Genomic DNA, 25,856 nt, shown 5'->3' with positions numbered 1-25,856 from the left:
ATGCTGGAACTGAACTTTAGCCAGACGTTGGGCACGCACTGCCTGCAAATTAACGAATCTCTGCCTGCATCCGGTATTACTGCCGTGTTCGGCGTTTCTGGGGCGGGTAAAACTTCGCTTATCAATGCGATTAGCGGGCTGACCCAGCCGCAGAAGGGGCGCATTGTTCTCAACGACCGTGTACTGAATGATGTCGAGCAGGGCGTGTGTCTGGCCCCTGAGAAGCGGCGTATCGGCTATGTTTTTCAGGATGCGCGACTCTTCCCGCACTATAAGGTACGCGGCAATTTGCGCTATGGCATGGCGAAAAGCATGGCTGAACAGTTTGATAAGCTGGTGGCACTGCTCGGCATTGAGTCGTTGCTCGACCGTCTGCCCGGTAGCCTTTCCGGCGGTGAGAAGCAACGTGTGGCGATTGGTCGGGCGTTATTGACCGCGCCGGAACTGCTGTTGCTTGATGAACCGCTGGCATCGCTCGATATTCCGCGTAAACGCGAGCTGCTGCCGTACCTGCAACGGCTGGCGCGGGAGATTAATATCCCGATGCTTTACGTCAGCCACTCGCTGGACGAAATCCTGCATCTGGCCGATAAAGTGCTGGTGCTGGAAGGCGGACAGGTCAAAGCCTTTGGTAATCTGGAAGATGTGTGGGGCAGCAGCGTGATGCATCCCTGGCTGCCGCAGGATCAGCAAAGCAGTATTCTTCGCGTCACGGTGCTGGAGCATCATCCGCACTACGCGATGACCGCGCTGGCATTGGGTGACCAGCATATTTGGGTGAATAAACTCGATAAGCCGCTGCAAAGCGCCGTGCGCGTGCGCATTCAGGCTACCGATGTGTCGCTGGTATTCCAGCCCTCGCAGCACACCAGTATCCGTAACGTACTGCATGCCAAAGTGATGCAGTGCTTTGATAATAACGGTCAGGTGGAAGTTCAGCTCGATGTCAGTGGGCGTACGCTGTGGGCACGCATCAGCCCGTGGGCCAGAGATGACCTGGCGGTGAAACCAGGCCAGTGGCTCTATGCACAGGTCAAAAGCGTGTCGATCACCGCCTGATTACAGCAGATTTTTATAGATAAAATCGGCGATAGCATCCGTGGTGTTTTCGCCGATCACCACGTTGGCGCGGGCTTTTACTGCGTCATCGGCATTACCCATCGCCACGCCGGTTCCGGCAGCTTCCAGCATACTGATATCGTTAAAGTTATCGCCAAAAGCAATCACGTCCTGCATGGACCAGCCCTGTGACGTGACAAACTGGGTCAGGCGTTTGCCCTTGCTGTTACCCTGGCGGGCAATATCCACCTGATCGTGCCATGACCATTCGCACTCCAGTTGCAGCGTCTGCTCAACGTGTTTAGCAAAGTTCTGCAATTTTTCGCCATCTTCATCGGTGAGGGCGAATTTCCACACGTTTTTGACGTCGTGCGCGGCCTGAGCCAGAGAATCCACCTGAGTAAATGATGGACGCTGATCTTCCGGCAGCGTCTGTGCCCAGTTGCTGGTGCGGATAACGTGGCCGGTAGGATGCTGGTACATCATGGTATCGTCGACATACATCAGGCCGTGAACCTGGTGTTCATCCAGCAATGTAATCAGTTGCTGGGCTTTTTCTACCGGCATCGGATCGGCATCCAGTACTTTTTTCGCTTGGTAATCATACAAATAAGTGCCATTACAACAAATTGCAGGTGTATCTAACGCCAGTGCCTGATAAAAAGGATGAATAGCAACGTGGTGACGACCGGTCACAATCATTAATTGATACCCTGCGGCGCGGGCGCGATTCAGCGCTTCCACAGAAGAAGGCAGCAGGGTTTTCTTTGGTGTCAGGAGCGTTCCGTCTAGATCCAGGGCAATTACACGTGCAGTCATAGTTATGTCTCGAGTTAAAGAGAAAATTCGCTGTTCAGGATGGTACACCGAGATACCTGTGCGGCAAAATGATGTGAAGCAGGCTGCGAAACTTCGCCGCAATTCTACGTTTTCCTAAAAGGAGTAGTCATGAAACAGACCGTTTATACCGCCAGCCCGGAAAGTCAGCAGATCCACGTCTGGACGCTGAACCATGACGGTAGCCTTAAGCTGGTTCAGGTGGTGGATGTTCCAGGTCAGGTACAGCCGATGGTCGTAAGCCCTGATAAACGTTTCTTGTATGTTGGCGTGCGCCCGGAATTTCGCGTACTGGCTTACCGTATTGCCCCGGACGATGGTGCGCTGACCTTTGCCGCCGAAGCCCCGCTGCCGGGCAGCCCGACGCATATCTCCACCGATCGCAAAGGCAACTTCGTCTTTAGTGCCTCATATAACCAGGCCAACGTGAGCGTGATCCGTCTGGAAGACGGTCTGCCGCGCGATACCGTAACGGTGCAGGAAGGTCTCGATGGTTGCCACTCAGCGAACATCTCCCCGGATAACCGTACTCTGTGGGTTCCCGCGTTGAAGCAAGATCGTATTTGCCTGTTTACCTTAAGCGACGATGGCTTCTTATCTGCGCAAACTCCTGCGGAAGTGACCACCGTGGAAGGTGCAGGCCCTCGCCACCTGGTGTTCCACCCGAATGAGCAGTACGCCTATTGCGTAAACGAACTGAACGGCACCGTTAACGTCTGGGAGTTGAAAGATCCGCACGGCAAAATTGAGTGCGTACAAACGCTGGATATGATGCCAGCCGACTTCTCTGATACGCGCTGGGCGGCGGATATCCATATTACCCCGGATGGTCGTCACCTGTACGCCTGTGACCGTACTTCTAGCCTGATTACCGTATTTAGCGTATCAGTTGATGGTAGCGTGCTGTCATTAGAAGGTTTCCAGCCAACCGAAACTCAGCCGCGCGGCTTTAACATCGACAACAGCGGAAAATATCTGGTGGCTGCTGGGCAGAAATCGCACCATATCGCGGTGTATGAAATCACCGGCGAGCAGGGACTGTTGCAGGAGAAAGGGCGTTATGCGGTAGGTCAGGGCCCAATGTGGGTCGTGATTAACGCACATTGATAAGGTAGGCCGGATAAGGCACACGCCGCCATTTGGCAATACCTGATGGCGCAACGCTTATCAGGCCTACGCGACGGTGTTGTTCGGCAATTTTCGCAGGCCAAAAAAAGGGCTCATGATAACCATGAGCCCTTAATCAATGACGCTAAATTACTGCTTAGCTTCCGCCATCACATGACTTCCCACGCCGCGGTTGTTGTACTCCCACATGCGGTTGAAGTTACGGTCGTTCAGATCGCGTTTCATCTCGCCTTTCTCATCCTTCGCGCCGGTATTGCCGCTGAATGGACGTTTTGACATGGCGGCGTCAGCCCACGGTTTTGCACCGTTAAAGCCTTCGTTAATCACGCTATCGCGAATCACAACCTGACCGTTGGTATTGCTGTCGACGTCCAGAGAACGTCCCAGCTGCGCCACGCCGTCACCGGCTGCGGTAAAGCGGCTGTTGGTGGCCAGGAAGCCGTAGAAGATGTTGGACTGCGTAGCCGGGGCGAACACGTAACCTTCCTGCTGAGTGCGGGAATTCACCACGCGGAAGTCGGTGTTATCAAACACTACTGCGCCGCGACCGGAAACGATATCCACATCGCCTTCAATGTAGCTGTTGCTGACCAGCGTACGGGTTTGGCGGTTATTCTGCAGACGGTTATCAACGCCGCTGTTGGTGACGAAGAAGGTATTCTGACGACCCAGAATATTGACCTTGTTCAACTGAGTTTTGTCGCCATCGGTACGCAGCGCAACGGCCTGGTGCGTACCCGCATCCACGCTGTCACCCAGGTTGTTTTCAATGGTCAGGTTCTGCATCTGCAGACCGCTGTTTTGTGACCAGACGACTGCGGAGCACATCACGCCGATGGTGGCGCTACGCTTGCTCTGGCAGTTATCGAACATGTACCACGCCGGTTTGCCTGGCATGTATTTACCGCCTGGGTTCACCAGACGACGCCAGGTCGTTGTGTCCATTTCAGAGTCAATGGCCAGGCCGATTTTCACGTCAGACGCTTTCTCGCCAGTACCGTAAATGGTAATGCTGCCAGGGGCTGCCGGAATATACACGGTACCCGGATATTCACCCGGCAGAACTTCAATGTACTGACGTGCGCTGCTGTGGCGAGTAATGGCGGCATCAACCGCAGCCTGAAGGGTGGTATGCGTCACACCCTGCGTTCCCGCAGGCCCAACAACGAAGTCAGCCTTTGCCGGAATGGAGATCGAGGATGGAGACCAGGCGGCAGCCTTAGGATCAAGCGATGAGAAATAACGTGCGGCAGTAAAATTCTGCGCTTCATCTGCTGACAGTACCGGACGGGAAGACGTTCCAGGTGCGGACTGGTCAGATGGACGCTGATCCGCAGGCGTTGAGCTGCACGCCGTCAGTGTCACGCCAAAAGCCAATGCCAGCGCCAGACGAGAAACCGATAAAATGTTCATGTTGCTCCAGGCTAATTAAGTGAATGGGAATCCTGTAAAAGCAGCCTTTTTATACTAAGTTGGGCGAAACGGGAAGATAAACTGACAAAAATCGCCTGTTTTTTTGGCGACTTAGGTGTGCGGAAAACGACAAGGTGACTTCTGACAAAGAATAGCGTCATCTTAACGGCAGAATCAGTCTGTCCCCGGACTGCATTACGCCATCCTGTTGCCCATTAAAATGCTTTCTTATGCGTTAAGCTGGTGACTAAATCGGTGATGCTCAGCACCAGCGTAGAACGCACCATTTGTTGATAGCGTTGCTCTTGCATGGTGATGAGTGAATCATCCACAACATCTTCTGGCAGATGCAGCGTCGGCTGCGGGGGGAGCGCCGTCATGCAGTGCAGCATGCTGATTGGCCCCAGAATCTCATCATCGGTAAAGCTGTAGATCTTGTTTTCATTAAGCAATTCGCCATTCAGCGCGACTAAAAGCTCAACGTCTTCGTATTCATCGCGGCTGATGACGCCCAGCGCATAAATAAGCTTGAGCCTCACCGACAAATTTGCTAACGGCCCAGTGCCTTCCAGTAGCGGTTCTACCGCATATTTCACGGCGTAGTCATCTTTGCGAAAGGCTTGCAGAATCAGTAAATCCACCGCTTCCGCGAGCAACCCCACGGCGGTCTGAATAAAGCCGGTGAGCGTCTGGCGCGCGTTTAACCGCTCCAGAATTCGGTTTTCAACAGCCTGATTTTTATATAGATCAGATTCGTCCATTGGGGTCATCATCGTGGTTTCATATTCCGGTGCCCGCGGCTTGCCTGGTGCGGGAGCTTTCGGATGATGCTCTTTTATCTCTGTTTGCGCGGCTAAGCGCAGGCGATTGTGTTTCATCTAACCCTTCCTATCTGGCGCTGCCGAATACCGGCAGCGCCAACCACATGGGTGGCATCATGCCTTGCGTTGCATGGCGTTATACACATTCGCTATCTTTGCGACAAGTTTTGGCTGGTCGTTCAGGCCACAAACCTGAACAACGGTATCGGCGACGCCATTCTCGCGTAATAAAGTTGTCATTTCTTGCGCCTGCGGGTCATTCTCGCTGCGATAGCTTAATGCCGCCGCAATGCCTGTCAGCAGGTTTTCGTGGGGGAGGCCATACTCCAGCGTCCCACGCAGTGGCTTAATTAAACGATCGCCCTCGCTTAATTTGCGCAGCGGCTGACGGCCCACGCGTTCGACATCATCGTGCAAATACGGGTTCTCAAAGCGGGTCAGTATTTTATCGATATAGGCCGCATGCTGCGCCGGATCGAAGCCATAGCGCTTTATCAGCACGTCGCCACTTTCTGTCATTGCGCGTTGCACTACCTGACGAATAGCCGGGTCGAGAATGGCATCGCGAATGGTTTTATGTCCCGCCAACTGCCCAAGATAAGCGGTAATCGCATGACCGGTGTTAAGCGTAAAAAGTTTACGCTCAATGTAGGCCATCAGATTGGACGTGGGTTCCATTCCTGCAATGTCCGGCAACTGACCTTTGAATTGGGTACTGTCGACAATCCACTCGCTGAAAGTCTCCACCGTCACCTCCAGTGGATCGTCGTTCGCCGCAAGGCTGGGAGGAACAATGCGATCGACGGCAGAATCCACAAAACCAACGTGTTCTTCCACCCAGGCATGAAGCTCTGCGGGAATGGCCTCCAGCACATGCGTTTTAAGCTGGCTGGTGCCGCGCACCATGTTTTCGCAGGCAATGATATTCATCGGTCGATCGTTGCCGCTGGCGTGACGTGCGATGAGTCCAAGCGCCAGCGTATTGGCAATTTTGCTCAGAACCTGTGGGCCGACGGCGGTGGTTATCATATCGGCCTGGGCAACTTGTTGAATGGCGTCCGGGCTGTTGCTGTTGATGGCGCGAATATGACTAACCTGCTCAATGCGGGCGTTTTCGCCTACGACGTTGACCTGATAGTGCTGCTGATGGGCTAACTGATCGACTAACGGCTGGTTAACATCGGCAAAGGTGACTTCTGCCTGCGCATCTGCCAGCAGTTTGCCAATAAAGCCGCGACCAATATTCCCTGCACCAAAATGAATTGCTTTCATAAATAGGACTCCAAAAAAAGACTATCCGTAGCGGGGGCGGGTGGCCCCCACAACCTTATGCTGCTTGCTCGCCTGACAGGATCTGCAAGATTTCCTGGACGCTGGTGGTCTGCGTCAGACGCTCGATAACGTCTTTATCATCCAGCGCGTTGGCAAGGCGGGCGATAACCTGAACGTGCTCGTTATTGCGGGCGGCAATGCCGATAACCAGTCGGGCAATATCGTCGGGCTCGTCGCCGAATCGAACGCCTTGTGGATATTGGCAAATGACAATCCCGGTATGAAGCACGCGGTCTTTGGCCTCTACGGTGCCGTGTGGGACGGCGATAGACTCTCCCAGGTAGGTGGTGGTTAATGCTTCCCGCGCCAGCATGGCATCAATGTAGTCCGGCTCAACGTAGCCGCCAGCGACCAGCATTTCACCGGCAAAGCGAATGGCCTGCGCTTTATTGTCGGCGGTTAAGTTGAGGAAGATGTTGTCAGCGCTCAGTTTGAACAGATTCTCATCGCGCTCACTGGCATCAAATGCCTCGTCATTGGCGGCGATGATTGTTTGGTTAATCAGTCGATTATCGTTCGCTGCAGGAGGCAGTTTTGCCACCATCAGGCGAGTGGTTAAATCGGTGTACAGCCCGCTATCCAGGAAGTTGCTCAGCGAAATATGCATGGCGTGCGGTGCATGGCGCATGGCGCGTTCGGTTAAATCCTGATGGGTTATCACCAGATCGACATCTTCAGGCAGGCTGTTGATCGCGCAGTTGGTGACTGAAATATGGGTCAGACCTGCATCTTTCACCTTTTTGCGCAGCACGCCTGCACCGAGGGCGCTCGATCCCATACCCGCATCACAGGCCACAATGATCTTACGCACATGCTGCAAATCTTTAGACAAATCAAGAGCCGGTGCCGGCTGCGGCTGCTCACCAGTTGGTTTGCCGCCGGATTTAGACTGCTGCTTCAAGGCCTGCATGCGGCGAGTGGCTTCAGACAGACCGTTACTCTCTTCATCACCCACACGAACGCGTTTAAGCAACATGGAAGCGGTGAGGAAGGAAACCAGCGTTGAGGCCAAAATAGACAGCGCTACGCCAATCAATGAGGCTTTTGGCGTCATCAACAACACCGCAAAGATGGAGCCCGGCGAAGCAGGGGAGACCAGACCTGCGTTGAATAAAGTCAGCGTGAACACGCCGGTCATGCCGCCCAGAATCACCGCCAGAATTAAGCGAGGGTTCATCAGCACGTACGGGAAGTAGATTTCGTGAATTCCGCCGAAGAAGTGAATAATGGCCGCACCGCCCGCAGACTGCTTCGCGCTGCCCTTGCCAACAAACATATACGCTAACAGGACGCCCAGACCCGGGCCCGGGTTGGCTTCAATCAGGAAGAAGATAGACTTGCCGGTTTCCGTCGCCTGCTGGATACCTAATGGTGAGAAGATACCGTGGTTAATCGCATTATTGAGGAACAGAATTTTTGCCGGTTCAACAAACACCGAGGTCAGCGGCAGCAGGTTATTTTGCACCATCACGTTAACGCCCGATGCCAGCACTTTCGACAGTACTTCAACCATTGGGCCAATCGCCATAAAGGCGAGCATCGCCAGCAGCATACCGATAATACCGGCAGAGAAGTTGTTCACCAGCATCTCGAAGCCGCTTTTGATTTTACCGTCAACCCAGCGGTCGAAGCGCTTAATCGCCCAGCCGCCGAGCGGGCCGGCAATCATCGCGCCCATAAACATCGGCATATCTGCGCCGACGATAACGCCCATGGTGGTGATAGCACCGACCACGCCGCCGCGCTCGCCGCCGATAAGACGACCACCGGTATAGCCGATTAACAGCGGCAGCAAATAGGTGATCATTGGGCCAACCAGCTTGGCTAACGTTTCATTAGGCAGCCAGCCTGTTGGAATAAATAATGCGGTAATCAAACCCCAGGCAATGAATGCGCCAATATTGGGCATCACCATATTGCTGAGAAAACGGCCAAAATTCTGTACCTTGACCTTGATATCTGGTGATAACATAAAACACCCCTCGTGGTGCGCGTAAAGACGTTACGCGTCGTCATAGTTGTGGTGGTTTCGCCAAAAACCATCCAGTCGTTCTGTATGCAAAATCGACTCTATCACGCCGTTTTCATCTCGCGTACTCGAGGGGGATTTGTGATTAAGATCACTATTCGCCCCCCTGTCAAAGCTTGTTTTGAGTGACCTTGATCACATAAAGGCTTGTAACTCGCCTACAAAGTTAAAAAATCGCCGCTGTTGACGGATTTTTTGTGATTAATATCACCTTTATTTTTTGCGTCTTTGTATTTGAATTGTGATCGTATTCACAAGATGTTTTTCTCCTCGTCGTACTTCTCATCGTTTTCCCCATTCCTGGCACTGTTTACGTCATAAAATTACAACTCGCTGCACGACAGATGTAAAAAAGCCCCGCAAAGTTTCCCTTGCAGGGCTTAAAGATGTGAATGTGATTAGCTAAAAAGCGCGGTAATCGTTGCACTCGCCAGACTGTGGAAGTGAACGTTGAACCCGACCATCGCTCCGCTGGCACCTTCGTCAACGTCGATTTTATCGACATCCAGTGCATGCACCGTAAAGATATAGCGGTGAGTTTCGCCTTTTGGCGGAGCCGCGCCACCGTAACCGGCTTTACCGAAATCGGTGCGGGTTTGCAGTGCACCAGCAGGTAAATTCACCATTCCCGAGCCGCTACCAGTGGGCAGTTCGCGAGTATCAGCGGGAAGATTGGCGACAATCCAGTGCCACCAGCCGGAACCGGTTGGCGCATCCGGATCGTAGCAGGTCACCACAAAGCTTTTGGTTCCGGCAGGCACGTCGTCCCATGCCAGATGGGGAGAAATATTATCGCCCTCATAACCCATCCCGTTGAATACCTGCTGCTGTGGAAGTTTTTCGCCGTCACGCAGGTCATGGCTGACTAATTTCATCGACTGCCTCCTTTGTTAATCTACTGATTAACAAAGGAGTGTAGCGTTAATCATCCTATATGGCTGCTGCTTATTGGATAAAAAATGTTTCCTGTTCGACAGCTAAACAAACGGCGCGGGTCAAACGGGTGAGTTGCGCTTTGCTGATGAGATAAGGCGGCATCAGGTAAATCAGGCGACCAAATGGACGCACCCATACGCCTTGTTCGACGAAGAAACGCTGTAACAGAGCCATGTTCACCGGGTAACGCGTCTCGACAACGCCAATCGCGCCCAGCACACGGACGTCGGCAACCAGTGGCGAATCACCGATAGGTGCCAGCTCGCGTTTGAGCTGATGTTCAATGGCGGCGACCTGGGTTTGCCACTCGCCGGTTTCCAGAATGGCGAGGCTTTCGGTGGCGACGGCGCAGGCCAGCGGATTGCCCATAAACGTCGGCCCGTGCATAAAGCAGCCTGCTTCGCCGTTGCTGATCGTTTCCGCCACCTCACGGGTGGTGATGGTCGCTGAGAGCGTCATGGTGCCGCCGGTCAGGGCTTTACCTAAACACAGAATATCGGCGCTGATCCCCGCGTGCTCGCAGGCGAACAGCTTCCCGGTACGACCAAAGCCGGTGGCGATTTCATCGGCAATCAACAGAATGCCTTCACGGTCACACATCTTACGGATGCGTTTTAACCACTCTGGATGGTACATGCGCATTCCGCCTGCACCCTGCACGATAGGTTCAAGGATCACCGCGGCAATTTCCCCGCGATGCGCCGCCATCAGCCGCGCAAACGTCACCATGTCGTACTCTTCAAACTCGCCATCAAAGCGGCTGTGCGGGGCCGGCGCAAACAGGTTCTCAGGCAAATAGCCTTTCCACAGGCTGTGCATCGAGTTGTCTGGATCGCAAACCGACATCGCGCCGAAGGTATCGCCGTGGTAGCCGTTGCGGAAGGTCAGGAAACGCTGACGCGACTCGCCTTTGGCCTGCCAGTACTGCAACGCCATCTTCATTGCCACTTCTACCGCCACGGAACCCGAGTCGGCGAGGAACACACACTCCAGCGGCTCAGGCGTCATCGCCACCAGTTTACGGCACAGGGCCACGGCGGAAGGATGGGTAATACCGCCAAACATCACGTGCGACATCTGGTCAATTTGCGCTTTCATGGCCGCATTCAGACGCGGGTGATTGTAGCCGTGAATCGTCGCCCACCATGATGACATGCCATCAACCAGCCGGTCGCCATTGGCAAGTTGGAGTTCGCAACCCTCGGCGGAGACCACCGGATACACCGGTAGCGGAGCGGTCATGGAAGTGTAGGGGTGCCATATGTGGCGCTGATCGAAGGCGAGATCGTCCGTTGTCATAATCGACTTGTAAACCATTTTGAAAAGTTTTAGGTTTACGAGTATAAACCGATCCGAAAATTAACAAAACCCCCGGAGAAGCCAATGGCTCACCCTTTACGCTGGACAATGTCGCAAGTTACCGCTCTTTTCGAAAAACCGCTGCTGGACTTACTGTTTGAAGCGCAGCAGGTTCACCGTCAACATTTCGACCCACAGCAAGTGCAAGTGAGCACGCTGCTGTCGATTAAAACCGGCGCCTGCCCGGAAGACTGCAAATACTGCCCGCAAAGCTCGCGCTACAAAACCGGTCTGGAAAGCGAACGCCTGATGGAAGTGGAGCAGGTGCTGGACTCTGCGCGAAAGGCTAAGCTTGCGGGTTCAACCCGATTCTGTATGGGTGCGGCGTGGAAAAACCCGCACGAACGCGATATGCCCTATCTTGAGCAGATGGTACAGGGCGTGAAGGAAATGGGGCTGGAAGCCTGTATGACGCTGGGCACGCTGTCTGACACCCAGGCGGAACGTCTGGCTTCAGCGGGGCTGGATTACTACAACCACAACCTCGATACCTCGCCGGAATTCTACGGCAATATCATCACCACCCGCAGCTATCAGGAGCGTCTGGATACGCTGGGCAAAGTGCGTGATGCCGGGATCAAAGTCTGCTCTGGCGGTATTGTCGGGCTGGGTGAAACCGTCACTGACCGCGCCGGTCTGCTGTTGCAATTAGCTAACCTGCCAACGCCGCCGGAAAGCGTGCCGATCAACATGCTGGTGAAGGTGAAAGGCACGCCGCTTGCAGATAACGACGATGTCGATGCCTTTGATTTTATTCGTACTATTGCGGTAGCGCGCATCATGATGCCGACCTCGCACGTGCGTCTCTCCGCCGGTCGCGAACAGATGAACGAACAGACTCAGGCGATGTGCTTTATGGCCGGAGCCAACTCGGTATTCTACGGCTGCAAACTGCTGACCACCCCGAACCCGGAAGAGGACAAAGACCTGCAACTGTTCCGTAAGCTGGGGCTTAACCCACAGCAGACGATGGTGAGCGTCGGTGACAACGAACAGCAGCAGCGTCTGGAGCAGGTACTGAAGACGCCAGATACCGAGGAATATTACAACGCGGCGGCGGTATGAGTTGGCAAAGCCGAATTGAGCATGCTGTAGCAGAGCGTCGTGAGGCACAGGCGTTTCGCCAGCGTCAGCCACTGGCGCAGGGCGCGGGACGTTGGCTGGTACGCGGTGACCGCCGCTACCGTAACTTTTCCAGCAACGACTATCTGGGGCTGAGTCAGCATCCGCAGGTGGTGCGCGCCTGGCAGCAGGGGGCTGATTTGTACGGCGTGGGATCGGGCGGTTCGGGTCACGTCACCGGCTACCACCAGGCGCATCAACACCTGGAAGAACAGCTTTCCGACTGGCTGGGTTATGACCGCGCACTGCTGTTTATCTCCGGTTTTGCCGCCAACCAGGCGGTGATTGCCGCGCTGGCGGGGCGAGAGGACCGGATTGTTGCCGATCGTCTGAGCCATGCGTCGCTACTGGAAGCCGCAGCGCAGAGCCCGGCCCAGCTCCGTCGTTTTCAGCACAACGACAGCCAACATCTTGCCCGTCTGCTTGCCGCGCCCGTTGCTGGCCAGCAACTGGTGGTGACGGAAGGGGTGTTTAGCATGGACGGCGACCGCGCACCGTTGGCTGATATCGCTCGTGCCACACGGGAAGCCAATGGCTGGTTGATGGTTGACGATGCCCACGGTATTGGCGTTGACGGCGAAAATGGGCGCGGTAGCTGTCAGCAGCAGGGCGTTCATCCTGAACTGCTGATTGTCACCTTTGGCAAAGCCTTTGGCCTGAGCGGTGCGGCGGTACTGTGCAGCCACGATGTTGCCGACTACTTCCTGCAATTCGCCCGTCATCTGATTTACAGCACCGCCATGCCGCCCGCCCAGGCGCTGGCATTACAGGCGGCGCTCGCGGTTATTCAGAGCGATGACGGACAGCAACGACGTGAAACGCTGGCACAGCATGTGGCGGATTTTCGCCACGGCGCTGGTGGTCTGGCATATCCCCTGACCGACTCGCAGAGCGCTATCCAGCCGCTGATTGTGGGGGATAATCAGCACACCCTACAACTGGCGGAACAGCTACGCGAACAGGGTTGCTGGGTGACGGCCATCCGCCCGCCGACCGTTCCCGCAGGTACCGCGCGTCTGCGTCTGACGCTAACCGCGGCGCACAAATCAGAGGATATTGCCCATCTGCTGGAGGTGTTACATGGCGAGCGTTGATAAACAGGCCGTCGCCGCCGCATTTGGTCGCGCGGCGGCCCACTATCATCAGCATGATGAGCTGCAACGCTTGAGTGCGGCGCATCTTCTGACGCAACTTCCATCCCAGGCGTTTGCCCGGGTGCTGGATGCGGGATGTGGGCCGGGCAGCTACAGCCGTTACTGGCGTGATAAGGGAAGCCACGTCACGGCGCTGGATCTCTCCGATGAGATGCTGCAACACGCGCGTGCGCAACAATCAGCAGACCGCTATTTGCAGGCAGATATTGAAGATATCCCCCCACTGGAAAACGGTTTTGAACTGGTGTGGAGCAATCTGGCCGTGCAGTGGTGTAGCGATATCCGCGTGGCCCTCGACAGTCTGTATCGGCAGCTTAGCCCCGGCGGAGTATTGGCGTTTACGACCCTCACCGCCGGGTCGTTACCGGAACTGAACCAGGCCTGGCAGGCAATTGACAATCACAGTCACGCCAACCGTTTTCTGGCGGAAAAAACGCTGCGTGACGCCGTAGGGCATTATCGTCACCACGCTACGGTCACAACGCACACATTGGACTTCCCCGATGCCTTAAGCGCGATGCGCTCGTTGAAGGGAATAGGGGCGACGCACCTTCACCAGGGGCGCAGTAACCAGACGCTGACGCGCGGAAGACTGCAACAATTGCAGCTGGCATGGCCGTCGCAGGGGGGCGAATGTCCTTTGACTTACCATCTTTTTACAGGAGTGATCGTTCGTGATTGAACGCTACTATGTTACCGGAACCGATACGGAAGTGGGTAAAACCGTCGCCAGTACCGCATTGTTGCAGGCCGCGCGTTTACAGGGACGACGTACCGCAGGCTACAAGCCGGTGGCGTCCGGCAGTGAAATGACAACCGACGGGTTGCGCAACAGCGACGCCCTGGCGCTGCAACATAACAGCGTTGTGCCCTTAAGCTACGACGCGGTGAATCCTTATACCTTCGCTGAACCTACCTCACCGCATATCGTCAGCGCTGATGAGCAACGTCCGATTGAGGCCAGCGTCTTGTCGTCGGGACTACGTGCACTGGAGGCGCAGGCTGACTGGGTGTTGGTGGAAGGGGCTGGCGGCTGGTTTACGCCACTCTCACCGACGCTGACGCTAGCAGACTGGGTAAAGATGGAACAACTGCCGGTCATTCTGGTGGTCGGCGTGAAACTTGGTTGTATCAACCATGCGGTGTTGACGGCTCAGGCAGTGCAGCAAGCGGGTTTAAAACTGGCGGGCTGGATTGCGAACGATGTCACCCCGCCGGGCCGTCGGCATGCGGAGTACCTCAGTACGCTGCAACGGATGATCCCGGCTCCGATGATGGGTGAAATCCCATGGTTAGGCGATGATATTACTAACCAACCGCTCGGCCAGTATCTCGATCTCCGCGTCCTGTAAATCCCCCTTTGACCCGTTGAGTATTCTCAGCGGGTTATCTTCATTCGTAAGTGATACTCCGCAAAAAACGTAAGGGAATCATGTCTGTTGTACCTAAAAATAGAGGTGACATTTCGCTGATACACATCAATATCGAGAGTAAAATATTTTTTTGCATCAGCATTGACACGATGTTGCGCAAATCGCCGGGTGGCGGGGGATACGGGCTAGAGGTAGTTATCCACTATTCCTGTGGATAACCCTGTGTATTAGGGTTAGAAAACTCGCGGTGAACGAGAGAGCATGCGGCTTTCGCCCGAATTGGTGTGAAACGCGTCTTTTGTGAGTTTTACTTTATTATCAATAAGATAAATAAAAGCAATGGTGTCATAAAAAGTGCCGGTGGTTGCCATAAAACTTTCATGACCTATATTGACAAATGTTAAAAGAGAAAATGTTCTGGGGATAACCTGATCCGGCTGGTGTTTTATCTGGTCAGCGGATAAATTTCATCCATTCTTGCGGGTCATCATCCCAATTATGCAAAATACGATAATGTATCACTGGTTTTATATCCAGTATTTTTTATTGGCAATTGTGCAAGCGGCGAGTAGAATTAATCTCCAGCCCGGCCATCAGTTATCAGGTAGCGTTGCCCATGAGTAAACCCTTTAAGTTGCATTCCCCGTTTAGTCCTTCCGGCGATCAGCCGGTGGCCATTTCACGTCTGAAAGAGGGGCTAGAAGACGGTCTGGCGCACCAGACGCTGCTCGGCGTGACCGGTTCAGGGAAGACCTTTACCGTGGCTAACGTCATTGCAGACCTCCAGCGTCCAACCATGGTACTGGCACCGAATAAAACCCTGGCGGCGCAGTTGTACGGTGAAATGAAAGCGTTCTTCCCGGAAAACGCGGTGGAGTACTTTGTCTCCTACTACGATTACTACCAGCCGGAAGCCTACGTTCCCAGCTCCGATACCTTTATCGAAAAAGATTCCGCGGTGAATGAACACATCGACCAGATGCGTTTGTCCGCCACCAAGGCGCTGCTCGAGCGTCGCGATGTTATCGTGGTGGCTTCGGTATCGGCCATCTACGGTCTGGGCGATCCCGACCTGTATCTGAAAATGATGCTGCATCTGACGGTGGGCACCATTATCGATCAGCGTTCCATTCTGCGTCGACTGGCGGATTTGCAGTACACCCGCAACGATCAGGCGTTCCAGCGCGGTACTTTCCGCGTGCGCGGCGAGGTTATCGATATCTTCCCGGCTGAATCGGACGATCTTGCGCTACGCGTCGAGTTGTTTGATGAAGAGGTTGAGCGACTGTCGCTGTTCGACCCGCTGACCGGGCACGTGGAGTCAACGCTCCAGCGTTATACGGTTTACCCGAAAAGCCACTACGTAACCCCACGCGAGCGTATCGTGCAGGCGATGGAAGAAATCAAAGTCGAACTGGCTGACCGACGTCAGGTGTTGTTGGCAAACAACAAGCTGCTGGAAGAGCAACGCATCAGCCAGCGAACTCAGTTTGACCTCGAAATGATGAATGAGTTGGGCTATTGCTCAGGCATTGAAAACTACTCTCGCTATCTCTCCGGGCGCGGGCCGGGCGAGCCACCTCCGACGCTGTTTGACTACCTGCCGGCTGACGGTCTGCTGGTGGTAGATGAATCCCACGTCACCATCCCGCAAATTGGCGGCATGTACCGAGGCGACCGGGCGCGTAAAGAGACGCTGGTCGAGTATGGTTTCCGCCTGCCGTCTGCGCTCGATAACCGTCCATTAAAGTTTGAAGAGTTTGAAGCGCTGGCACCGCAAACCATCTATGTTTCCGCGACGCCGGGCAACTATGAGCTGGAGAAATCCGGTGGCGACGTCATTGATCAGGTGGTGCGCCCAACCGGGCTGCTTGACCCGATTATTGAAGTACGTCCGGTGGGCACGCAGGTTGACGATCTGTTATCAGAAATCCGTAAACGTGCGGTGATTAACGAACGTGTGCTGGTCACCACGCTCACCAAACGTATGGCGGAAGATCTGACGGATTATCTCGAAGAACATGGAGAGCGGGTGCGTTATCTGCACTCTGATATCGACACCGTCGAGCGTATGGAGATCATCCGCGATCTGCGCTTGGGGGAATTCGACGTGCTGGTGGGTATCAACTTGCTGCGAGAAGGGCTGGATATGCCGGAAGTTTCGCTGGTGGCAATCCTTGACGCTGACAAAGAAGGTTTCCTGCGTTCCGAACGTTCGTTGATTCAGACCATTGGTCGTGCAGCGCGTAATATTAACGGTAAGGCAATTCTCTACGGCGATAAAATCACCGCGTCGATGGCGAAAGCTATTAGTGAGACCGAACGTCGTCGTGAGAAACAGCATCAGTACAACGTCGAACACGGCATCGTGCCGCAGGGTCTTGTCAAAGACGTGGTTGATATTCTGTCGATGGGTGAGGGGCTGGCGAAGACCAAAGCCAAAGGCCGCGGTAAGTCACGAGGCGCATCGTCGGTTGTTGAGGCAGATGCACCGGTGCTGACGCCGAAAGCGCTGCAGCAGCAAATCCAGGCCGTGGAAGCGCAAATGATGAAACATGCGCAGAACCTCGAGTTCGAAGAAGCAGCAGAAGCCCGCGACCGCCTGCACAAGCTACGCGAATTGTTTATCGCCACATCCTGATAGTCGGCCGGTACCAACCCCGGCGTCACTTCGTTCAGCCGGGCTACGTCATTTGTAGCCCGGGCAAGGCGCAAGCCGCCCCCGGGAAGGCTCGGTGCCAAATATGGGCAACATCACGCTCGCGGACGCAAACCTTAATGTTCACTTAATAAATCCCGCTCATACTATCCGTAAAATCAATAAGGATAGCGCCATGTTTCCTCTGAATTCCCAGCAGCTGTTTACCGTGATGATCTCCGTTGCCATTGTCGCCGGTTTTGCCTGTCAGTGGATAATGACCTTCTGACTCGCGTTAATTCTTCGGTGGCTGAAACTCTACCCATGCTCGCGTTCCGTTGCCGGTCTCGCGGTTTTGCAAGAAGAATGCCGCTTCATGAAGCTGGGCGATGCGCGTAACGATGCTGAGTCCAAGACCAATTCCGCCATAACGGCTGTCCATTCGCACAAATGCCTGACTTAACTCCCCGACTTTCGACTCATCAATCCCCGGCCCCTCATCCTCAACCACTAACGTCGGACGTGTTGTGGAGACCAGCGACAGGGTAATCGTTGACGCTTCCGGACTATATCGATGCGCATTCTCCAGTAAATTACGCACCAGCAACCTCAATAAGGTCGCGTCACCGGAAACGGTCACTGACGATGGGGGATGGTCAATAACCAGCTTTTGTGCCCGAGCCGCCAGCATGGTTTCCAGCTCACTGTGTATCGGCTCAATCACATCACTTAGCAGATCCACCCGCTGGTAACTGCCTGCCGAAAAGGATTGGCCCACCCGCGCTAAAAGCAGCAGTTGCGCCACGCTCTCAGTCATCTGATCCAAACGCTGTACCAGCGGCGCAAGATTCAGGTTCTGCGTCTTTTCCAGCAGTTCCAGATGCAGTTTTAACCCTGCAAGCGGCGTTCGCAGTTCATGGGCAACATCGGCGGTAAACAAGCGCTCGCGATCAAGCGTCTGCGTCAGATTTTGCACCAGTTGATTGATGGCGTTGGTCACCGCCTCCACCTCAACCGTGGTCTGCTGCAGATAGATTGGCTGCAAATTTCCCGGGGTTCGCGCATCAAGTTCTTTTTGCAGATTGGCCAGCGGGCGGGTAATACGTTTGACCGCCTGTAAACACAAGTACAATGCGAGGCTGATAATCACAAGGCTCGGCAATAGCAGGCTGGCAATCGCCTCGCGCACTTCGTGGCGAATATGCTTTGCATTATTGTGATTGTTAATCAGCATCGCCACTTCCAGCTCAATCTGCTCTTTGCTCTCATGCCACAGCCAGAACACGCTGATTAGCTGGAAGACCACCAGAATTACCCCAATGGCGAGCAGCAGTTGATGGCGCATCGGCCATTTGCGAACGGAAAAAAATGCCATTCCTTATTCTGCCTTACTGGAGTTAACCAACTGATAGCCAAAGCCGCGTACCGTACGGATACGGGCTTTCCCCACCTTATCGCGCAGGTTGTGAATATGCACCTCCAGCGTATTGGTCGCCGGTTCGTTATCCCAGTTGTAGATATCGTTGTAGAGAATTTCACGGTGTACCGGGCTGCCCGCCTTTAACATGAGACGCGACAGCAGGGCGTACTCTTTTGGCGTCAGCTCCAGAATCTCGCCATCCAGCCACACCTGACGGCGGGTGACGTTGAGACGCAGATTTTCCACGGTCACTTCGTTATCGCCCTGATTTAGATTGCGTCGCAGCAGCGCACGAATACGGGCATTAAGTTCCTCCAGCGCAAACGGCTTCACCAGATAATCATCGGCACCGGTATCCAGACCGCTGATGCGATCCTCCAGAGTGTCGCGGGCGGTGAGGATGAGCACCGGAATGCTCAGTTTTTCCTGGCGCATACGGCTTAGAAAATGCAGCCCGTCTTCATCCGGCAAACCCAAATCAAGCACCACCAGGCTGTAGTGCCCGTTCGCCAGACTCAGCGCAGCCTGTTGCGCCGTGGTAACGCCATCACACGCATACCCTTCGCTCTGCATTGCCAGAATCAGCCCCTGTAATAACAGTGCATCATCTTCAACGACTAATATTTTCATCCGTTTTGCCCCTGTTTACACGTGGCTAAGATATCGTCTGCGGCGCGATATTCCTGCGTTTCTACGCCGGTCATACCGAGCATTGTAGAGAACAGATTATCCTGCGAGTAGTCATTTTCTTTGGCCTGTTTTTGCAAGCAACTGTAATTTATGCCATAGCGTTTTTGATAATCATCGGATAACCATACCAGCATCGGCACGTGTTTCTGCGTTTCTGGCGCAATGGTATACGGCAACCCGTGCAGATAAACGCCGTTCTCACCCAATGACTCCCCGTGGTCGGAAAGATAAACCAGACTAGTGGTGAATTTGTCTTGTTTTGATTGCAGTAATTTAATCGCTTCATCGACAATATAGTCGACATACAAAATCGTATTGTCGTAGCTATTTTTAAGTTGTTCCTGAGAACAGGATTGTATTTCGCTGGTATCGCAGGTCGGCGTATAGCGACGGAATGCTGGTGGATAACGGTTGTAATAGGTTGGTCCGTGGCTGCCAATCGTATGCAGGACAATCACGCCGTCACCGCGCATATTATCAATAGTCTGCTCCAGGCCGTGGAACAGCACGTCGTCGTAGCATTCGCCGTCAATACACTCGCCAGGCAGCTTCAAGTCGGTGACATCCTGATGCGGCACGCGATCACAGGCACCCTTACAGCCGCCGTCATTATCATTCCACAGCACCTGAATGCCTGCGCGCTGGATAATATCCAATAACCCTTCCTGGTGGTGCGCCAGTGATTCATCGTAACCGGTACGCGGCATATTGGAGAACATGCAGGGGACGGAAACAGCAGTGGCAGTGCCGCAGGAACTGGTTTTCGGAAAATAGACCACGTTATCTTTGGCGAGTAATGGGTTGGTTTCGCGGTCGTAGCCACCCAGCGAGAAATTGGCTGCACGGGATGTTTCACCGACGATTAAAATGGTCAGATTCTTGCGTGGGCCTTTTTTCATGACCGCTTTTTGCTTCGCGTCTTCGCCAATTTTGACCAGCGGTAAATTGCCCATCTGATGGTGAAAATACCAGGAGTTCATCGCCACAATACTGTTGGACGGATTAAGGGATTTCACCAGCTCTTTATTATTGCGAAACAGCGAGGCGTAATCTTTATAGAACAGCGCGGCCACCAGCAGGATTAATACTGCTGAAACAACCAACGTTACCGCTCGCGTTAACGTTCCGCGCCACAAATTTGCTGCCGGTTTGATTTTTATCCACCACGCCAATGCGATAAACAGCAGTGCGGTAAATCCAAGCACGACAATCATTTGTCCGGAGAGCAGGGCGTAACTTTCCGCAGAGGTAGTGTCGAGAACATTAGTGACCATCGAGCGGTCGACAATGATGCCGAAGTTCATCATGAAATATTGTGCGCAGGCGCTGAGTAAAATAAACAGCGTAGTAGCCAATTTTTCCAGACGAATAATCGAGGCCAGCGTCAGAAATATCGCCATCACGGCAAACGCTACGACCGGCATCGACAAAAAGACCAGCGCGTTATGCAGGCTGTTGACCGGCAGGAGGGCATAGGCCTGGCGATAAAAATCGATATTCAGCGCCAGGGCAATATAAAGCGAGAACAGAATAATATAGGTTAAGCGGCTAACGGTAGGACGGAAGCGTAACAGGCGAAGCATAGCGATAGATCCGGCAATAATGATGCTTGCTATGCTGCCTGACGTTTTTTAAGACAACCTTAAGATATTAATTAAAGGCCTGAAGGGCTTCTTCAAGCGCGGCACGCAACAGGGCGCGGTCGTGACGGTAAGGAATATCGTCGGCTTCCAGCGGCTGTTGAACAACCACTTTGCACTGCACGCGGCTAACGTCGACTTTTGGCCCAACGACCACCGCGTCAATGACCGCTTTGCCAATATAGTGCTCCAGCAGCCCAATTCGGGTCTCAATACTTAGATCGCCGGCCGGACTATGCTCGCGACCAAGATTATCAATGTAAACCATTGGCGCTGGCGTGCGGCGCATCGCCTGAGCTACATCGGGCAGGAGTAAAATCGGCAGCAGGCTGGTGTAGAAACTGCCCGGGCCGATAAGTATTAAATCTGCCTCGGCAATGGCCTCTACCGCTTCACGCGTTGCTGAGACCTGTGGGGTGAGCATCAGCGTCTGCGGCGGCAGTTTGAGTTGGTCAATATTCACTTCACCGTAGATTTCATGACCCTCGCTATCGATTGCCATTAAATCCACCGGCTGTTCGGACATTGGGATCAGCGAAGCTTCCACTTTGAGCAGGTTTTTAATTAAGTTGATAGCTTCTAAAGGCCTTATGCTCAGGTTATCCAGCGCCTTTAACATCAGATTTCCGAGGTTATGCCCGGAAAGTTCGCCATTACCGCTAAAACGATACTCAAACATTGTCGACGCAACGCTGGGTTCGGTAATTAATTGATTAAGGCAGTTGCGCATATCACCCCAGGCAATACCGCCTTCCGAACGACGAATACGTCCGGTAGAACCGCCATTATCGGTGGTGGTAACGATGCCGGTCAGACGTGAGCCAAGCGATGACAGGGATGACATTACGCGTCCAAGTCCATGTCCGCCGCCCAGTGCGACGACGCGGTCCAGATCGGCAAAAGTGCGATTGCGCATACAACTTCCTTATAGTGAAAAACGTGCTTACATTAGCCTAACTACCTCTAAAAGACGATGCTCCATCCCAGTCAAAATGACGTATATCAATGCAAAAAGGGGATTTTTGCGTATTCTGTACGGAAAATGCAGGATAGGTTCGCTATGTATGACTTTATACAGCGAAAGCGAAAATGGCGAAACTGTTATTCTCGCGCTACTATTCGGCATAACCTGGTTTAGTTTTTTAGACTAAACAACACACTCTAGCCTCTGCGCCTAAGTTGAAAAATACGGCGTTTTGGCCGCGACAGACTCTGTCGCCAGGGCGAAGGAAGAAATGATCTCGCCTCCCGTATTTGGAAAGGTGTCTATGGCTTCACAACTCACTGATGCGTTTGCGCGCAAATTTTTCTATTTGCGCCTGTCGATTACCGACGTATGCAATTTCCGCTGCACCTACTGCCTACCTGATGGCTACCAGCCCAATGGGGTCACCAACAAAGGATTTCTGTCGCTGGACGAAATTCGTCGGGTGACGCGCGCCTTTTCTGCGTTGGGTACGGAAAAAGTCCGGTTGACCGGCGGCGAGCCGACTTTACGTCGTGACTTTACCGATGTTATTGCGGCGGTGAAAGAGAACGCTTCTATCCGTCAGATTGCCGTGACCACCAACGGTTACCGGATGGCGCGAGATGTCGCAGCCTGGCGTGATGCCGGTCTGACGGCGTTAAACGTCAGCCTGGACAGTCTGGACGCGCGTCAGTTTCACGCGATTACCGGTCAGGATAAATTCCGCCAGGTGATGGACGGCATCGATGCCGCCTTTACTGCCGGATTTGACAAAGTGAAGGTTAACACCGTGCTGATGCGCGACGTGAACCATCACCAGCTCGACACCTTTCTGGCGTGGATCAAACCGCGCCGCATTCAACTCCGCTTTATTGAACTGATGGAAACCGGCGACAGCAGCGACCTGTTCCGCAAACACCATATCTCAGGCATGGTATTGCGCGATCAGTTGCTCCAGCGCGGCTGGATCCATCAAATCCGTCAGCGCAGCGACGGCCCGGCGCAGGTCTTTTGCCATCCCGATTACGAAGGGGAAATCGGCTTAATTATGCCGTATGAAAAAGACTTCTGCGCCAGCTGTAACCGTCTGCGCGTATCGTCCGTTGGGAAGCTGCATCTGTGCCTGTTTGGCGACGGCGGCGTGGATCTGCGTGAACTGCTGGCGCAAGACGCTCAGCAGCAGGCGCTGGAAGATCGCATTGCTGAAGCTTTAACGCATAAAAAACAGACCCACTTCCTACACCAGGGCAATACCGGAATTACCCAGAATTTATCCTATATCGGTGGATGATTCGTCATCAAGGAGCTATTAAATGAGTCAGGTGAGCGTTGAATTTATCCCGACACGCGTTGCTATTCTTACCGTTTCTAACCGTCGCGGCGAAGAGGATGATACCTCTGGTCATTTCCTGCGTGATTCTGCCCTCGAAGCCGGGCATCAGGTCGTCGACAAGGCGATCGTTAAAGAAAACCGTTACCAGATTCGTGCCCAGGTCTCCGCGTGGATTGCCCGCGACGACGTGCAGGTTGTATTGATTACCGGCGGCACCGGCCTGACCGATGGCGATCAGGCTCCTGAAGCACTACTGCCGCTGTTTGACCGCGAAATTGAAGGTTTCGGTGAAGTGTTCCGCATGTTTTCTTTTGAAGAGATTGGCACCGCTACGCTGCAATCGCGCGCGGTCGCGGGGATGGCTAACCGCACGCTGATTTTCGCCATGCCGGGCTCCACCAAAGCCTGTCGTACCGCGTGGGACAACATAATTGCTCCACAGCTGGATGCCCGTACGGCTCCGTGTAACTTCCACCCTCATCTGAAGAAATAAAACGATGTCGCAACTGACCCATATTAACGCGGCGGGTGAAGCCCATATGGTGGATGTCTCTGCCAAAGCGGAAACCGTTCGTGAAGCGCGCGCTGAAGCGTTTGTCACCATGCTGCCAGAAACTCTCTCGATGATTATTGAAGGCAGTCACCACAAAGGCGATGTGTTCGCTACCGCGCGTATCGCCGGCATTCAGGCCGCGAAACGCACCTGGGATTTGATCCCACTGTGTCATCCATTGATGCTGAGCAAGGTTGAAGTCAACCTGCAAGCGCAGCCAGAACATAACCGCGTGCGCATTGAATCATTATGCCGCCTGACCGGCAAAACCGGCGTGGAGATGGAAGCGCTGACCGCTGCCTCAGTTGCCGCGCTGACCATTTATGACATGTGCAAGGCGGTACAAAAAGATATGGTGATCGGCCCGGTTCGCCTGTTGGCGAAAAGCGGCGGAAAATCAGGGGATTTCAAGGTGGATGCTCATGATTAATGTGCTGTTTTTTGCCCAGGTTCGTGAGCTTGTCGGCACTGATTCGCTGGCGCTGACATCTGAGTTTGCCACCGTAGAAGCCGTGCGCCAGCATTTAGTGGCGCAAGAAGGACGCTGGGCGCTGGCGCTGGAAGAGGGCAAACTGCTGGCGGCGGTAAACCAGACGCTGGTGAGCTTTGAACATCCGGTTGTCGACGGTGACGAAGTGGCCTTCTTCCCACCGGTCACGGGAGGCTAAGATGAGCGAAACGCGTATTGTCGTCGGCCATGAGCCGTTTAGCGTCGGGGATGAATATCCCTGGCTTGCTGCCCGTGATGAAGACGGCGCGGTGGTCACCTTCACCGGCAAAGTGCGTAACCATAACCTCGGCGACAGCGTTAAAGCGCTGACTCTTGAGCATTACCCCGGTATGACTGAAAAGGCATTGGCTGAGATTGTCGAGGCCGCGCGCGAACGTTGGCCGCTGGGGCGCGTGACCGTGATTCACCGAATTGGCGAGATGTGGCCGGGTGATGAGATTGTATTTGTTGGTGTGACCAGCGCGCATCGCAGCAGCGCCTTTGACGCGGGCGAATTTATCATGGACTATCTAAAGACCCGCGCACCGTTCTGGAAACGTGAAGCTACGCCGGAAGGGGAACGCTGGGTAGACGCGCGCGACAGCGATAAGCAAGCAGCCGAACGCTGGTAGAGTACACTTACTTCAGACTCTTTTAACTTCAGGAGAACGTCATGGAACGATTCCCTCGCTCTGATTCAATTGTGCAGGCCCGTTCAGGTCTGCAAACGTATATGGCGCAGGTTTACGGCTGGATGACCTGCGGGCTTTTGCTGACCGCGTTTATTGCGTGGTATGCGGCAAATACCCCCGCAGTGATGATGTTTGTCTTTTCTAGCAAAATTACCTTCTTTGGGCTGATTATCGCCCAACTGGCGCTGGTTTTCGTGCTCTCAGGCATGGTACAGCGTTTGAGTGCGGGCATGGCGACAACGCTGTTTATGCTTTATTCGGCGCTCACCGGGCTGACGCTTTCCAGTATTTTTATTGTCTATACCTACTCGTCCATCGCCAGCACTTTCGTGGTGACCGGCGGTATGTTTGGCATCATGAGCCTGTACGGCTACACCACCAAGCGTGATCTCAGCGGCTTCGGCAATATGCTGTTTATGGCATTAATTGGTATCGTGCTGGCATCATTGGTCAACTTCTGGCTGAAAAGTGATGCGCTGATGTGGGCGATTACCTACATTGGGGTCATCGTGTTTGTTGGTCTAACTGCCTACGACACCCAGAAACTGAAAAATATCGGTGAACAAATTGATGTCCGTGATTCATCAAATCTGCGCAAGTACGCTATCCTCGGCGCGCTGACGCTGTATCTCGACTTCATTAACCTGTTCCTGATGCTGCTGCGTATTTTCGGTAACCGCCGCTAAATCTGTAGGCCGGATAAGTCGATGCCGCCATCCGGCAACCTGTGTGGGTATGCCTGATGGCGCTACGCTTATCAGGCATACCGGATGATTATTATCCCGGCTGATCACCCTTGTGCCGGGAGTTCACCTCCGTTTTACCCCCTCGTTTGGCGAAGGTTTAATCACGTTTTTCCACAATATGAAC

At 53.9% G+C, this 25,856-nt stretch carries 24 protein-coding genes and 1 riboswitch; of the genes, 13 read left to right on the top strand and 11 right to left on the bottom strand.

Translation table 11 applies throughout. The features are described 5' to 3' along the window. Entirely contained in the window at nucleotides 1-1,059 is a 1,059-nt protein-coding gene (gene modC / locus U0026_RS15650) for a molybdenum ABC transporter ATP-binding protein ModC (protein ID WP_062774888.1), read from the top strand. On the opposite strand, the gene U0026_RS15645 is transcribed toward modC, so the two are convergent. Further along, nucleotides 1,060-1,878 (bottom strand): pyridoxal phosphatase, encoded by an 819-nt coding sequence (locus U0026_RS15645; RefSeq protein ID WP_062774889.1) that lies wholly within the window; start codon nucleotides 1,876-1,878, stop codon nucleotides 1,060-1,062. 129 nt (nucleotides 1,879-2,007) lie between these two features. Here U0026_RS15645 and pgl point away from each other — a divergent pair, with 129 nt between their 5' ends. Then, on the top strand, nucleotides 2,008-3,003 hold the full coding sequence (pgl, locus tag U0026_RS15640; RefSeq protein WP_062774890.1) for a 6-phosphogluconolactonase: 996 nt from the start codon (nucleotides 2,008-2,010) through the stop codon (nucleotides 3,001-3,003). A gap of 150 nt (nucleotides 3,004-3,153) precedes the next feature. On the opposite strand, the gene U0026_RS15635 is transcribed toward pgl, so the two are convergent. The 6 genes from U0026_RS15635 to bioA form a co-directional block, all read right to left on the bottom strand. Then, nucleotides 3,154-4,437 carry a putative acyl-CoA thioester hydrolase gene (locus U0026_RS15635; RefSeq protein WP_062774892.1) on the bottom strand — a complete coding sequence of 428 codons (1,284 nt, stop codon included), beginning with the start codon at nucleotides 4,435-4,437 and terminating at the stop codon, nucleotides 3,154-3,156. Between the two features lie 215 nt (nucleotides 4,438-4,652). Then, nucleotides 4,653-5,315, bottom strand: coding sequence for an MltR family transcriptional regulator (locus tag U0026_RS15630; RefSeq protein ID WP_062774894.1), 663 nt, complete (start codon nucleotides 5,313-5,315; stop codon nucleotides 4,653-4,655). A 57-nt stretch (nucleotides 5,316-5,372) separates the two neighbouring features. After that, nucleotides 5,373-6,530 (bottom strand): mannitol-1-phosphate 5-dehydrogenase, encoded by a 1,158-nt coding sequence (locus U0026_RS15625; RefSeq protein ID WP_062774896.1) that lies wholly within the window; start codon nucleotides 6,528-6,530, stop codon nucleotides 5,373-5,375. Between the two features lie 55 nt (nucleotides 6,531-6,585). After that, nucleotides 6,586-8,562: a PTS mannitol transporter subunit IICBA gene (locus U0026_RS15620; protein ID WP_062774897.1), complete on the bottom strand. Its 1,977-nt coding sequence runs from the start codon at nucleotides 8,560-8,562 to the stop codon at nucleotides 6,586-6,588. 455 nt (nucleotides 8,563-9,017) lie between these two features. After that, a complete protein-coding gene (locus U0026_RS15615; protein WP_062774899.1) occupies nucleotides 9,018-9,494 on the bottom strand; it encodes a kinase inhibitor in 477 nt (158 codons plus the stop codon). A 70-nt stretch (nucleotides 9,495-9,564) separates the two neighbouring features. Then, nucleotides 9,565-10,854, bottom strand: a complete 1,290-nt coding sequence (gene bioA / locus U0026_RS15610) for an adenosylmethionine--8-amino-7-oxononanoate transaminase (RefSeq protein ID WP_062774901.1) — start codon at nucleotides 10,852-10,854, stop codon at nucleotides 9,565-9,567. Between the two features lie 84 nt (nucleotides 10,855-10,938). Here bioA and bioB point away from each other — a divergent pair, with 84 nt between their 5' ends. From bioB to uvrB, 5 genes are all read left to right on the top strand, one after another. Further along, nucleotides 10,939-11,979, top strand: coding sequence for a biotin synthase BioB (gene bioB, locus U0026_RS15605; protein ID WP_062774903.1), 1,041 nt, complete (start codon nucleotides 10,939-10,941; stop codon nucleotides 11,977-11,979). Continuing rightward, nucleotides 11,976-13,130, top strand: a complete 1,155-nt coding sequence (bioF, locus tag U0026_RS15600) for an 8-amino-7-oxononanoate synthase (RefSeq protein WP_062774905.1) — start codon at nucleotides 11,976-11,978, stop codon at nucleotides 13,128-13,130. The genes bioB and bioF overlap by 4 nt, the downstream gene beginning before the upstream one ends. After that, complete coding sequence (gene bioC / locus U0026_RS15595) at nucleotides 13,117-13,872, top strand: malonyl-ACP O-methyltransferase BioC (RefSeq protein ID WP_062774906.1); 756 nt, start codon at nucleotides 13,117-13,119, stop codon at nucleotides 13,870-13,872. Before bioF ends, bioC begins: the two co-directional genes overlap by 14 nt. Further along, a complete protein-coding gene (gene bioD, locus U0026_RS15590; protein ID WP_062774908.1) occupies nucleotides 13,865-14,542 on the top strand; it encodes a dethiobiotin synthase in 678 nt (225 codons plus the stop codon). Before bioC ends, bioD begins: the two co-directional genes overlap by 8 nt. A 637-nt stretch (nucleotides 14,543-15,179) precedes the next feature. Further along, on the top strand, nucleotides 15,180-17,204 hold the full coding sequence (gene uvrB / locus U0026_RS15585) for an excinuclease ABC subunit UvrB (RefSeq protein WP_062774910.1): 2,025 nt from the start codon (nucleotides 15,180-15,182) through the stop codon (nucleotides 17,202-17,204). Nucleotides 17,205-17,496: 292 nt separating this feature from the next. Here the strand turns inward: uvrB and pmrB are convergent, their stop codons facing one another. From pmrB to yvcK, 4 genes are all read right to left on the bottom strand, one after another. Beyond that, a complete protein-coding gene (gene pmrB, locus U0026_RS15580; protein WP_062774911.1) occupies nucleotides 17,497-18,576 on the bottom strand; it encodes a two-component system sensor histidine kinase PmrB in 1,080 nt (359 codons plus the stop codon). Between the two features lie 3 nt (nucleotides 18,577-18,579). Continuing rightward, nucleotides 18,580-19,251: a two-component system response regulator PmrA gene (gene pmrA, locus U0026_RS15575; RefSeq protein ID WP_062774913.1), complete on the bottom strand. Its 672-nt coding sequence runs from the start codon at nucleotides 19,249-19,251 to the stop codon at nucleotides 18,580-18,582. After that, the gene (eptA, locus tag U0026_RS15570) at nucleotides 19,248-20,894 is read right to left on the bottom strand and encodes a phosphoethanolamine transferase EptA (protein WP_062774915.1); all 1,647 of its coding nucleotides are present in this window, start codon (nucleotides 20,892-20,894) and stop codon (nucleotides 19,248-19,250) included. Before eptA ends, pmrA begins: the two co-directional genes overlap by 4 nt. 67 nt (nucleotides 20,895-20,961) lie before the next feature. Then, entirely contained in the window at nucleotides 20,962-21,867 is a 906-nt protein-coding gene (gene yvcK, locus U0026_RS15565; protein ID WP_062774917.1) for a uridine diphosphate-N-acetylglucosamine-binding protein YvcK, read from the bottom strand. 231 nt (nucleotides 21,868-22,098) lie between these two features. Further along, a riboswitch (molybdenum cofactor riboswitch) is annotated at nucleotides 22,099-22,232 on the top strand. On the opposite strand from yvcK, the gene moaA reads away from it, so the two are divergent. The 6 genes from moaA (at nucleotide 22,220) to U0026_RS15535 (ending at nucleotide 25,672) form a co-directional block, all read left to right on the top strand. Beyond that, nucleotides 22,220-23,209, top strand: a complete 990-nt coding sequence (gene moaA, locus U0026_RS15560) for a GTP 3',8-cyclase MoaA (RefSeq protein WP_062774919.1) — start codon at nucleotides 22,220-22,222, stop codon at nucleotides 23,207-23,209. Its footprint overlaps the riboswitch before it by 13 nt. Nucleotides 23,210-23,231: 22 nt before the next feature. After that, nucleotides 23,232-23,744, top strand: a complete 513-nt coding sequence (gene moaB / locus U0026_RS15555) for a molybdenum cofactor biosynthesis protein B (RefSeq protein WP_062774921.1) — start codon at nucleotides 23,232-23,234, stop codon at nucleotides 23,742-23,744. Between the two features lie 4 nt (nucleotides 23,745-23,748). Beyond that, nucleotides 23,749-24,234 (top strand): cyclic pyranopterin monophosphate synthase MoaC, encoded by a 486-nt coding sequence (moaC, locus tag U0026_RS15550; protein ID WP_062774923.1) that lies wholly within the window; start codon nucleotides 23,749-23,751, stop codon nucleotides 24,232-24,234. Beyond that, a complete protein-coding gene (moaD, locus tag U0026_RS15545) occupies nucleotides 24,227-24,472 on the top strand; it encodes a molybdopterin synthase sulfur carrier subunit (protein ID WP_062774925.1) in 246 nt (81 codons plus the stop codon). The genes moaC and moaD overlap by 8 nt, the downstream gene beginning before the upstream one ends. Nucleotide 24,473: 1 nt before the next feature. Further along, entirely contained in the window at nucleotides 24,474-24,926 is a 453-nt protein-coding gene (gene moaE / locus U0026_RS15540; RefSeq protein WP_062774927.1) for a molybdopterin synthase catalytic subunit MoaE, read from the top strand. Between the two features lie 41 nt (nucleotides 24,927-24,967). After that, nucleotides 24,968-25,672: a Bax inhibitor-1/YccA family protein gene (locus U0026_RS15535; RefSeq protein WP_035892249.1), complete on the top strand. Its 705-nt coding sequence runs from the start codon at nucleotides 24,968-24,970 to the stop codon at nucleotides 25,670-25,672. Nucleotides 25,673-25,856 lie beyond the last annotated feature (184 nt).

It is taken from the genome of Kluyvera intermedia, from assembly GCF_034424175.1.
Taxonomy (GTDB): domain Bacteria; phylum Pseudomonadota; class Gammaproteobacteria; order Enterobacterales; family Enterobacteriaceae; genus Kluyvera; species Kluyvera intermedia.
Note: the sequence above shows the minus strand (reverse complement) of the source record. Positions and strands in the feature narration are given on the sequence as shown.